9 protein-coding genes are annotated in these 12,115 nt (G+C 61.3%); all 9 read left to right on the top strand.

Features of this window, described 5'->3' with window-relative positions:
- Window positions 1-146: 146 nt before the first annotated feature.
- On the top strand, window positions 147-1,895 hold the full coding sequence (locus tag VJV58_RS10500; protein WP_324137279.1) for a penicillin-binding protein 2: 1,749 nt from the start codon (window positions 147-149) through the stop codon (window positions 1,893-1,895).
- Between the two features lie 173 nt (window positions 1,896-2,068).
- A complete protein-coding gene (locus tag VJV58_RS10495; protein ID WP_324137278.1) occupies window positions 2,069-3,529 on the top strand; it encodes a UDP-N-acetylmuramoyl-L-alanyl-D-glutamate--2,6-diaminopimelate ligase in 1,461 nt (486 codons plus the stop codon).
- Entirely contained in the window at window positions 3,526-4,908 is a 1,383-nt protein-coding gene (locus VJV58_RS10490; RefSeq protein ID WP_324137277.1) for a UDP-N-acetylmuramoyl-tripeptide--D-alanyl-D-alanine ligase, read from the top strand. The genes VJV58_RS10495 and VJV58_RS10490 overlap by 4 nt, the downstream gene beginning before the upstream one ends.
- Before the next feature lie 228 nt (window positions 4,909-5,136).
- Window positions 5,137-6,243, top strand: a complete 1,107-nt coding sequence (gene mraY / locus VJV58_RS10485; protein WP_324137276.1) for a phospho-N-acetylmuramoyl-pentapeptide-transferase — start codon at window positions 5,137-5,139, stop codon at window positions 6,241-6,243.
- A 52-nt stretch (window positions 6,244-6,295) separates the two neighbouring features.
- Window positions 6,296-7,696, top strand: a complete 1,401-nt coding sequence (gene murD, locus VJV58_RS10480) for a UDP-N-acetylmuramoyl-L-alanine--D-glutamate ligase (RefSeq protein ID WP_324137275.1) — start codon at window positions 6,296-6,298, stop codon at window positions 7,694-7,696.
- A gap of 115 nt (window positions 7,697-7,811) precedes the next feature.
- Window positions 7,812-8,963 carry a putative lipid II flippase FtsW gene (gene ftsW / locus VJV58_RS10475; RefSeq protein WP_324137274.1) on the top strand — a complete coding sequence of 384 codons (1,152 nt, stop codon included), beginning with the start codon at window positions 7,812-7,814 and terminating at the stop codon, window positions 8,961-8,963.
- A 33-nt stretch (window positions 8,964-8,996) separates the two neighbouring features.
- Entirely contained in the window at window positions 8,997-10,097 is a 1,101-nt protein-coding gene (gene murG, locus VJV58_RS10470; RefSeq protein WP_324137273.1) for an undecaprenyldiphospho-muramoylpentapeptide beta-N-acetylglucosaminyltransferase, read from the top strand.
- Window positions 10,098-10,212: 115 nt separating this feature from the next.
- Window positions 10,213-11,616, top strand: coding sequence for a UDP-N-acetylmuramate--L-alanine ligase (murC, locus tag VJV58_RS10465; protein WP_324137272.1), 1,404 nt, complete (start codon window positions 10,213-10,215; stop codon window positions 11,614-11,616).
- Between the two features lie 49 nt (window positions 11,617-11,665).
- Window positions 11,666-12,115: FAD-binding protein (locus tag VJV58_RS10460; RefSeq protein WP_324137271.1), on the top strand; the 450-nt coding region annotated here is incomplete at its 3' end.

Here is a 12,115-nt window from a genome sequence, read left to right as displayed (position 1 = left end):
GATTCCTTGAAGAACTTGCCTGAGCGGCCGCCGAACTTTGCCAAACCTGGCGATCCCGATCCGATCGGTGCGATGATCCAGACCATCGACGCTTCCGCCCAGTCTGTCTCGGTGACCGGATCGATTCCGTCGGCGGGGGCTCAGCAGTGAGGGCGTCGGCGCCAAGATCGGTCAAGCCGGTGAGCGCGTGGCGGCAGCGGCTCATCCGTGGCGTGCTATACGGGCGCAATGTCGATCGCGCCGCCAAGGCGCGCGCTCGCGTTGGATTTGCCATGCTGGCATTCGCCGCGATCTATGCCGTGATCGGTGGGCGGCTGATCATGTTTGCCACAGTTGGCGATAGTCACGGCACCCGCCGCGGCACGACGCAAGACGCTATCGCGACCGCGCGACCTGATATTGTCGACCGCAACGGCGAAATCCTCGCGACCGACGTCAAGGCGCCGAGCCTGTTCGGTGAGCCGCGCCGGATTATCGACAAGGATGAGGCGGTCGAACTGCTCACGGCGACCTTGCCGGATCTCGATGGCGCTGAAGTACGCGAGCGGTTGTCATCCAAAAAAGGATTCGTCTGGCTCAAACGCGAAATCACGCCAAAGCAGCAGCAGGAAATTCACCGCCTCGGCGTGCCCGGAATCGGTTTCTTGCGCGAGAACAAGCGGGTCTATCCAACCGGCAACGAAGTCGCTCATCTGATCGGTCTGGTCAATATCGATAACCAGGGCATCGCGGGCATGGAGAAGTGGCTGGACACCAATGGTTTGGCGGATCTGCATCGTGCAGGCTTTGCCACCGACCGGCTGCAACGGCCTGTGGAATTATCGGTCGACCTGCGCGTCGAGCATGCGCTTCGCGACGAACTTCTCAAGGCCAAGGAGAAGTACAAGGCCAAGGCGGCCTCCGGTCTCGTCTCCAATGTCAGGACCGGCGAAATCGTGGCCATGGTATCGGTCCCGGATTTCGATCCCAATAATCCGAAAGAAGCGCACGATCCCGATCGCATCAATCGCTTGACAACCGGTGTCTACGAGATGGGTTCGACGTTCAAGGCATTCACGCTGGCGATGGCGCTGGATTCCGGCAAGGTCGATCTTAATTCAATGTGGGACGCTCGCGGTCCTCTGCACTATGGCAAATTCACTATCCATGACGATCACGCGCTCGGGCGCATGATCAACATGAAAGAAGTGTTCTACTACTCATCAAATGTCGGTGCGGCGCGGATCGCGCTATCCCAAGGCGTCGAGGCGCACAAAGCGTTCCTGCGCAAACTGGGGCAGCTTGAACGGCTGCGTACCGAATTGCCGGAGAGCGCTTCGCCGATCGTCCCGAAGCACTGGTCCGAATTGAACACCGTGACGATTGCGTTTGGGCACGGCATCGCGGTTGCGCCGTTGCAGGCCGTCATGGGCATCGACGCGCTGGTCAACGGCGGTTACCTGATTCCGCCGACGTTCATGAAGCGCACGGAGCAGGAAGCGATGGCGCTGGCGAAGCGGGTGATCAAGCCGGAAACTTCCGAGAAGATGCGGTTCCTGATGCGGCTGAATGCCGAGGTCGGCACCGCGAAGAAGGCAGACGTCAAGGGCTACTACATCGGCGGCAAGACCGGCACAGCCGAGAAGGTTATCAACGGTCACTACGTCAAAAAACGCGTGCTTAACGCCTTCACGGCGATCCTGCCCGCCGACAATCCCCGCTACCAGCTGCTGATCATGCTGGACGAACCACAGCCGCTGAAGGAAACCTTCGGGTTCATCACTTCCGGCTGGAACGCGGTGCCGACCGGCGGCAATGTGATCTCCCGCATTGCACCGCTGCTCGGCATCGAGCCGCGCTTCGATCTGCCGCCGTCCGAGCGCCTTATTCTTGCGGCATCGAGGACAACCCAGTAAGGCGTTATCAGTGCCGTCGACTTGGGTTCCCGCGCCGCCTGCTACAATTCGGATCAGGAACTGCAATTCGCCTCAACGTTGGAGTTGCCCGTTTTGCGAGGTTCGGCAGAGAGTGCCGCGATGGATCACGAACTTCGGACAACGGGCCTTTGCGTCGGCCGGGCTGGAAGGTCATGAGGCTCCGCGACCTGTTTAACGATGAAGCGACGCTCGATCCGCGCGCGCAAGCGATCGAGGTCTCCGGAATTGCGGTCGACAGCCGCGCGGTGAAGCCTGGCGACTTATTTTTCGCGCTGGCCGGCAGCAAGACCGACGGCGCGCGATTCATCGATCAGGCGATTGCCTCCGGTGCATCAGCCATAGCGGGGGACCGTTCGCCTGAACGCACCTGCTCGATGCCGTTCGTGGTCACACCCAATCCGCGGCGGGCGCTGGCGTTGGCGGCGGCGAAATTCTATCCACGACAGCCTGCGACCATCGCAGCCGTGACCGGCACGAGCGGCAAGACTTCCGTTGCCGCCTTTACCCGACAGATCTGGCAGCGGCTCGGCCTGGAATCGGCCAGCATCGGCACCATCGGCCTGGTGTCGCCGAAGCGAACGATCTACGGCTCTTTGACCACCCCGGACCCGATCGCGCTGCACCGGCAGCTTGACGAAATCGCCCGCGAAGGCGTCACCCATCTTGCGCTAGAGGCCTCATCCCACGGCCTCGATCAGTATCGGCTGGACGGCGTGCGGGTCGCTGCCGGTGGCTTCACGAATCTCTCGCGCGATCACATGGATTATCATCCTGATGTAAAGCATTACCTGGACGCGAAGCTAAGGCTGTTTCGCGATCTGGTCGCTGCTGATGGCGCCGCGGTGATTTCGGCCGATCACGATTACTCGCAGGCGGTGATGGATGCGGCGCGCACGCGCGGCTTGCGGATGGTCACGGTCGGACGAGCGGGGAATGGCGGGGCCGAGGGGATACGACTGCTCGAAGCCGAAATCGACGAGCTGGCCCAGAAGCTCACACTTGAACACCGAGGACGAAGGCGAGCAGTGCAGTTGCCGATGGTCGGCGAGTTTCAGATCGAGAATGCGCTCGTTGCCGCGGGACTCGCAATTTCGACCGGCAGTGAGCCTGACGCCGTTTTCGCACAGCTTGAATTCCTCGAAGGTGCGAAAGGGCGGTTGGAGCGGGTCGCCGAACGTAATGGTGCGCTGATCTTTATCGATTACGCGCATAAACCGGACGCGCTCGCGAAAGCGCTGCAGGCGCTCAGGCCGTACGCCAGGCGTAGGCTCGTCGTCGTGTTTGGGGCCGGCGGTGACCGCGACGCGGGCAAGCGTCCGCTGATGGGCGCGATTGCCGCCGAAAACGCCGACCGCATCATTGTCACCGACGACAATCCGCGAAGCGAAAATCCGGCAAGCATCCGCGCGGCAATCCTGAAGTCCGCGAATGGCGCTCAGGAGATTGCGGACCGTGCCGAGGCGATCCGCTACGCGGTTGGGTCGCTCGAGGATGGCGACGTGCTGTTGATTGCCGGCAAAGGTCACGAGACAGGGCAAATCATCGGAGATCGTACCTTGCCATTCAGCGATCACGAGGCGGTTGCCGCAGCGCTGGCGCCGAGGGTCGCATGACCGCGCCACCGCTGTGGACGATTGCAGAAGTCGCTCGGGCATTAGGCCTGTCCGGAACATTTCCCGACACAAGCATCGATTTCGTCACACAGGACAGCCGGCTGGTAAGGCCCGGAAGTCTGTTCGTCGCATTGAGCGGAAAACCGAGCGGGGGCTTTGTTTCAAGTTTCGCCAGTGCGCGCGACGGCTGGGAATTTGCCGCCAACGCGGAGATGGCGGGCGCGGTTGCCATGATTGTGCCTTATCGCATCGAAGGCGTGAGCGTGCCTCAGCTTGTAGTAAAGGACACGCTATTGGATGGGCTGTGGGCATTGGCCCGAACGGCGCGGGCTCGATTCAAAAATCCGGTGATCGGATTGACCGGCAGCGCCGGCAAAACCAGCACCAAGGAATTCATCGCCGCTTATCCGAACGCATACGCCAGTCCGAGCAGCTTCAATAATTTTTGGGGCGTGCCGCTGACCCTGTGCAACGCCGACCCGCAAGCAACACTGTGGGTGGTCGAAATGGGCATGAACCAGGCCGGTGAGATTTTGCGATTGAGCAAGCTGGCCCGACCGACCGTCGCAATGGTCGTGAATGTCGAGCCTGTGCATCTCGAAAAGCTCGGCAGCCTCGAAGCGATCAGGCAGGAGAAAATAAGCATCGCGCGCGGGTTGCCCGAAGATGGCGTGCTTGTGTTGCCGGCGGCAATCGATGCGCCGGAATGGAACGGCAAGGTTCTTCGGTTTGGGGACGAGTCCGAGGTGAGGGAGTTGAAGCATACGGCTATTGGCGACAGTTGGCACGTATCAGCGCAACTGTGTGGCAAACAACTTGAGTTTGCGCTGACCCCGGGCGCGCCACATCGCCTGCAGAATGCATTGGCGGCGCTGGCTTCGGTGCACGCCGCCGGTCTGGATGCAAGGCGATTGGCAGAAAAACTCGGCGATGTCGGGATCATGAGCGGGCGCGGCGTGGAGCAGGCAGCGGGTGGGGCGATCCTCATTGACGACAGTTTCAACGGCAATCCGGCGAGCATGGTGGCAGCGTTGGAGAGCTTGAAAGCGCGGTCAATGAACAACGGCCGGCGTATCGCGATTTTGGGCGACATGCTCGAGCTTGGGGTGGATGCGCCAGCCTATCACAAAGCGTTGGCCGAACATCTGCCCGGAATTGATGGCGTATACTGCGTCGGTCCGTTGATGCGCTATTTGTACGACCTATTACCGGCCGGCAAAGGTCTCGGTTGGCATGAAGATCCGGCGACGCTCGAACCTCGGGAGATCGCCACGTTACTGAAAAGCGGCGATGTTGTGGTGGTGAAGGGCAGCAAGAAAATGTTCTGGGTGAACAAGTTCGTACCCAGGCTTGTGGCTGCTTTGCAAGCAAAGGCCTAACACAAGTTGAAGTCATTGACCGCTCGTTGGTCTTCCCATGAGAAAGCCGGGCGAGTATTCGGGTACACTGAAGGCGCCGGCAGTTCCGCGATTCGCGCCGGTTGATGCCAGCATACCGACAGGATCGTTCGGCTCGAATGTGAAAAATATGAAATTGACGGTGAATGCCTTGCCGAGCGCTTTGCCATCAAAACCGCACTCGGCGCCGCCGCGGCATAGGGCGAATGGATGTTTTACTGGCTGATTGATCTTTCCAACACGATTCCCGGCATGGGCGTGTTCCGGACGTTTCTGAACGTATTTCGTTACATTACCTTTCGCACCGGCGGAGCGATGGTGACCGGGGCATTGTTCGTGTTCCTATTCGGTCCGTGGATCATCGATCATTTGCGGCTTCGCCAAGGCAAGGGCCAGCCGATCCGTTCCGATGGTCCGCAGTCGCACCTCGTCACCAAGATAGGAACGCCCACCATGGGCGGGCTGATGATCCTGTCCGGGTTGGTGGTGTCGACTCTGCTGTGGGCCAATCCGCTTAATCCGTATGTGTGGATCGTGCTGGCGGTGACCTTGGGCTTCGGCTTTGTCGGCTTCTATGACGATTACCTGAAGGTGACCAAACAGAGCCATAGCGGTTTCGCCGGGCGGGTCCGCCTTGCAATGGAAGCGGTGATAGCGCTCGCCGCCTGCTATGCGCTGGTGCGGCTCGGACGCGACCCGTTCTCGACGTCGCTGGTGATTCCATTCTTCAAAGACATCGCGCTGAACTTCGGCTGGTTCTTCATGGTGTTCGGGGCATTTATCATTGTCGGCGCCGGCAACGCGGTCAATCTCACCGATGGTCTCGACGGTCTCGCGATCGTGCCGGTCATGATCGCGGCCGCGAGCTTCGGCCTGATCTCATATCTCGCCGGCAACGCGGTGTTCTCGGATTACCTGCAGATCAATTATGTTGCCGGAACCGGCGAACTTGCCGTGCTGTGTGGCGCGGTGCTCGGCGCCGGGCTCGGATTCCTCTGGTTCAATGCGCCACCCGCTTCCATTTTCATGGGTGATACCGGTTCGCTCGCGCTCGGCGGGATGCTGGGCTCGGTCGCGGTCGCGGTCAAACACGAAATTGTCCTGGCCGTGATCGGCGGGTTGTTCGTGCTGGAAGCGGTTTCGGTGATCGTGCAGGTGGTTTCGTTCAAGCTTACCGGCAAACGCGTGTTCCGTATGGCGCCCATCCATCATCATTTCGAGCAACTGGGCTGGACCGAACCGCAGATCGTGATCCGGTTCTGGATCATCTCAGTGATGCTGGCGCTCGCCGGCCTTTCGACGCTGAAATTGCGGTGAGCGTGTTGCGTCGCGACAGCTATTCGCTGCCGGGATTAACGGATTTCAGGTCATGATCCCGGTCACTTGCTTTGCGGGAAAGACAGTTGCCGTGTTCGGCCTCGGCGGCTCCGGGCTGGCGAGCTGTCACGCGCTCAAAGCAGGCGGCGCCGAAGTGATCGCCAGCGACGATGGCGTCGACCGGCTCGCTGAAGCGGCTCGGGCGGGATTCGTTACAGCGGATTTGCGAACCGTATCGTGGTCCAATTTCGCAGCGCTGGTGCTGACGCCCGGCGCGCCACTCACTCACCCCGCGCCGCACTGGACCGTGCTGGCCGCGCAACAGGCCGGCGTTGAGGTGATCGGCGATATCGAATTGTTTTGCCGTGAACGACGCCGTCATGCCCCGGATGCGCCATTCGTCGCCATCACTGGTACCAACGGCAAATCGACGACGACCGCGCTGATCGCGCATTTGATGCGCGTCGCCGGGTATGACACCCAGATGGGCGGCAATATCGGCACCGCCATCCTGTCGCTGGAACCGCCCCGCGACGGACGGGTGCACGTCATCGAAATGTCGTCCTACCAGATTGATCTTGCGCCATCTCTTGATCCGTCCGTCGGCATCCTGCTCAACATCAGCGAGGACCACATTGATCGCCATGGCACGCTTGAGCATTACGCCGAGGTGAAAGAGCGCCTTGTCGCCGGCGTCCAGAAACACGGCACCGCGATCGTCAGTGTCGATGATGACTGGAGCCGCAACACCGCCGATCGGATCGCGCAGGCTGGCCAGCGCGTGGTACGCGTTTCCGTGAAAAGCGTGCTTGCCGACGGCATCTATGTCGAGCGTGAGATTATCTGGCGCGCCGCGAACGGCGTCCGCAACGAGATCGCGCGTATTGGCGGCATCGGTTCGCTCCGTGGTCTTCACAACGCCCAGAATGCGGCTTGCGCTTCCGGCTGCGCGCTGGCGCTCGGCCTTTCGACCGAAACGCTGCAGAACGGTTTGCGGAGCTTTCCTGGCCTAGCGCATCGAATGGAACAGGTCGGCCGTCGCGACGACGTGCTGTTCGTGAACGATTCCAAGGGCACCAACGCGGACGCGGCGGCACACGCGTTATCGTCGTTCGCCGATATTTTCTGGATCGCCGGCGGCAAACCGAAGCTTGGCGGCATCACGAGCCTGACGGAATACTTCCCGCGCATCCGCAAAGCCTATCTGATCGGGGAAGCGGCCGAGGAATTTGCGCTCACGCTCGATGGTTCGGTGCCGCACGAGATCTCGAAAACACTCGAGGTTGCGGTTGCCAATGCGGCGCGCGATGCGGAAGCATCACGGCTTTCCGATGCCGTGGTGCTGCTCTCGCCGGCCTGCGCCTCGTTTGACCAGTACCGCAACTTTGAAATCCGGGGCGAGCGATTCCGCGAGCTCGTCAACGCGCTGCCCGGAATCATGCCGGTGGTGTGAGCAATACCGCCTGACCTTGCCAGCGACCTGCAAAAAAGATTACCGGCGCCATTAACACTTCGGAAATCATCATGGGCGAGCAATGGGCAAACCCTTGCCCCTTGGGGACGCCCGTATGCTCTCCCGTGAACAACGCAACCCGTTAAGCGAATGGTGGTGGACCGTGGACCGCCTGCAGCTTGGGGCGATCTTCTCGCTGATCCTGGGTGGGATTATTCTGTCGCTCGCCGCCAGCCCGCCCGTGGCGACCCGGATCGGGCTTGATCCGTTCCATTTTTTCAATCGTCACGTCCTTTTTCTACTGCCATCCTTCATCGTGCTGATCGGCGTTTCGTTTTTGTCGCCGCGCCAGATCCGGCGGACCGCGCTGATTGTATTTGCGGTCAGTATCGCGCTGATCGTGGCGACGTTGCTGGTTGGCCCGGAGGTCAAGGGCTCGCGACGTTGGATCACGCTGATCGGCGTCAACATCCAGGCTTCTGAATCCGCCAAGCCAGCTTTCGTGGTGCTGGCGGCCTGGCTGTTTGCGGAATCGGCGAGGCGGCCGGAAATGCCGGCGACCTCGATTGCGCTGGTGCTGCTGCTGACTCTGGTGTCGCTGCTGGTGATGGAACCCGACTTTGGTCAGACCATGCTGATCCTGATGGTCTGGGGCGCACTGTTCTTTATCGCGGGAATGCGGATGTTTTGGGTGCTGGGCCTGGCGGGAGCGGCGAGCGCCGGCCTGTTCGGCGCTTATCTGCTGGTGCCGCACGTCGCTGGCCGGATCAAGCGATTCATGAACCCGGCATCGGGAGATACATTTCAGGTCGATACTGCGATGGAGGCGTTTTACAACGGCGGCTGGTTCGGACTCGGCCCCGGTGAGGGCATCGCGAAACGCAGCCTACCGGACAGCCACACCGATTTCGTATTCGCGGTAGCGGCGGAAGAATTCGGCATCATCCTTTGCCTCGCCCTGCTTGCGCTGTTCGCCTTCATCGTGATGCGCGTATTGTCGCGCGCCTACGCGAGCGAGGATATGTTCGCGCGATTTGCCGCTTCGGGTCTCGCCATCCTGTTTGGGGTGCAGGCCGCGATCAACATGTCGGTCAATCTGCAGTTGATACCGGCCAAGGGCATGACGCTGCCATTTATCTCGTACGGCGGTTCATCGATGGTGTCGCTGGCCTACGGAGTGGGCATGATGCTGGCATTGACGAGACAGCGGCCCCGCACCGAGATGGAATCGATCGGCAACGCCAACGCGGTGCAAAACTACGCCTGATGACGGACACCGCCGCATCGGCTATTTGAAAGCATGAACACATCGCCTCTCATCTTGCTGGCCGCGGGCGGCACGGGCGGTCATCTGTTCCCCGCCGAGGCGCTGGGCGTCGAACTGATCAGGCGCGGTCTGCGCGTGCGCCTCGCCACGGACTCCCGCGCGTTGCGCTATAGCGGATTGTTTTCCAAGGAGACGATTGAGGTGGTGCCGAGCGCGACGGTGCGCAGCCGCGCGCCGTGGTTGCTGGCTCATACCGGCTTAATGCTCGCAGCCGGCAGCGCCGTTTCCCTCAATCTGATGCGCCGCCTGAGGCCCGCAGCGGTGATCGGCTTCGGTGGCTATCCGACGTTGCCGCCTGTGCTGGCGGCGCGCCTGTCGGGCGTGCCCTGCCTCATTCACGAGGCTAATGCCGTCCTCGGCCGCGCCAATCGATTTCTCTCGAGGCATGTCAGCGCGATCGCGACTTCGCTGCCGGGTGTGCTCGATCGCGATCCGGCACTCGCCGACAAGACCACTACCGTCGGCACGCCCATGCGGCCAGAGATCCTGAAGGCGGCCGCGCTACCGTATGTTTCGCCGCAATCGACCGGGCCATTTCGACTGCTCGTGATCGGCGGCAGCCAAGGCGCGCGAATTATGGCAGATGTCGTGCCCGGCGCGATCGAACGGCTTGAGCCCTCGCTCTGGAACAGATTGATGCTTACGCAGCAGGTGCGTGAGGAAGACATGCCGCGCGTAAGCGCCATTTATGGCCGACTGAACATCAAGGCTGAACTGGCGCCGTTCTTCAGCGATCTGCCTGCGCGGTTGGCATCGAACGATCTGGTGATCTCGCGATCGGGCGCCGGCACGGTGGCCGAACTTGCTGCGATCGGCCGCCCATCGATTCTGGTGCCGCTGCCCGGGTCGATCGACCAGGATCAGTTCGCAAATGCCGGCGTGCTAGCGCAAGCCAATGGCGCGTTGCGGATCGTGCAGGCCGATTTTACTTCGGACCGACTCGCGGCGGAAATTTCGGCGCTGGCGGCGGAGCGTGCCCGACTGGCCGCGATGGCGGCGGCGGCCCGCAGTGTCGGCCGGCTGGACGGCGCCGAGCGGCTGGCTGATCTGGTGATTAAAGTGGCCGGAATCTAAGGTCTTTTCATTCCGGACAGCTTGGTATGCGTGCGTCCTCGAATGATCCGAAAAATCACTTGTCATGTCCCGCGAAAGCGGGGCATCCAATAGGCCTGACAACAGGAACAGCTTGATGAGACTACCGCGCGAGATCGGACCGATCCACTTTGTGGGGATCGGCGGTATTGGCATGAGCGGCATAGCCGAGGTTTTGAGCAATCTTGGTTACACGGTGCAGGGTTCCGACGCGTCCGAGAGCGCCAACGTGACCCGCCTGCGCGAGAAGGGCATCAGGATCAGCATCGGGCACAAATCCGAGAACGTGGCCGGGGCCGACGTCGTAGTGGTCTCGACCGCGATCAAGCGCGACAATCCCGAATTGATGGCGGCTCGCGCTCAAAGAATTCCGGTGGTGCGCCGCGCCGAAATGCTGGCCGAGTTGATGCGGTTGAAAAGCTGCGTCGCAATCGCGGGCACGCACGGCAAGACCACCACAACATCGATGGTCGCAGCCCTGCTCGATGCCGGCGATCTCGATCCGACAGTGATCAATGGGGGCATCATCAATGCTTATGGCACCAATGCCCGGCTCGGCGCGGGCGAATGGATGGTGGTCGAAGCCGACGAGAGCGACGGGACTTTCCTGAAGCTGCCGGCCGACGTCGCTATCGTCACCAATGTCGATCCTGAGCATCTCGATCACTTCAAGACCTTCGAAGCTGTCCAGGACGCGTTCCGCAATTTCGTTGAGAATGTGCCGTTCTACGGTTTCGCCGTGATGTGCACTGACCATCTCGTGGTCCAGACACTGGTCGGCAAGATCGAGGATCGCCGCATCATCACCTACGGCGAAAATCCGCAGGCCGACGCACGGCTGATCAATTTCAATCCGCTCGCCGGCGGTTCCAGCTTCGGGGTTTCATTCCGCGATCGCAAGACCGAGATAGCGCACGAAATCACCGACCTCCATTTGCCGATGCCCGGGCGGCACAATGCCCTCAATGCCACGGCGGCGATCGCAGTCGCTCATGAGCTGGGGCTGTCGCACGATATCATTAGAAAGGCGATCGCAGGGTTTGGGGGCGTGCGGCGGCGATTCACCCGCACGGGCGAGTGGAATGGCGTCACCATCATTGATGACTATGGCCATCATCCGGTCGAGATCGCTGCGGTGCTGAAAGCCGCGCGGGAATCCATCAACGGCAAAATCATCGCCGTGGTGCAGCCGCATCGTTTCACGCGACTTCAATCGCTGTTCGAGGAGTTCTGCAGCTGCTTTAACGATGCCGATACGGTTGTGGTTGCCGACGTCTATCCAGCCGGCGAGACACCCATTCCCGGCATCGACCGCGAACATTTTGTGCTGGGCCTGCTCGCGCACGGGCATCGCGAAGTGATTTCGCTGCAGAAATCGGCAGATCTCGCCGGGCTCATTCACGGCATGGCGGGTCCAGGCGATTGCGTCGTTTGTCTCGGCGCCGGCAATATCACCCAGTGGGCGTATGCGTTGCCCGGCGAGTTGAAGGCATTGGGGTGAGCGTTGCGATGGAGCTAACCTCGTCAAATCGAATGCGCTGATCGGTTCAATGCCTTTTCCCGACATCACGCCTGAGCTCAAATCCGTGATGCCGGAATTGCGCGGCCGCCTGTTGGCGAACCAGTCACTCGCTGATTTGACCTGGTTCCGGGTCGGCGGCCCGGCGCAGGTTTTGTTCACGCCGTCGGATGAAGATGATCTCGCCTATTTTCTGGCGCATCTGCCAGGTGAATTGCCGGTCCACGTCGTCGGTGTCGGGTCCAACCTGATCGTGCGCGATGGAGGCATTTCGGGCGTGGTGATCAGGCTCGGCGCGCGGGGCTTCGGCGAGACCGCCGTTCTGGAAAGTGTCGTCAGTGCCGGCGCGGCCGCGCTCGACAAGCGCGTCGCCGAAACCGCGGTCTCGGCAAATCTGAGCGGGCTGGAATTCCTGTTCGGCATTCCCGGCACAGTCGGCGGCGCGCTGCGCATGAATGCCGGGGCCAACGGCGTCGAGACC

Source organism: Bradyrhizobium sp., assembly GCF_035273305.1.
Lineage (GTDB): Bacteria > Pseudomonadota > Alphaproteobacteria > Rhizobiales > Xanthobacteraceae > Bradyrhizobium.
Note: the sequence above shows the minus strand (reverse complement) of the source record. Positions and strands in the feature narration are given on the sequence as shown.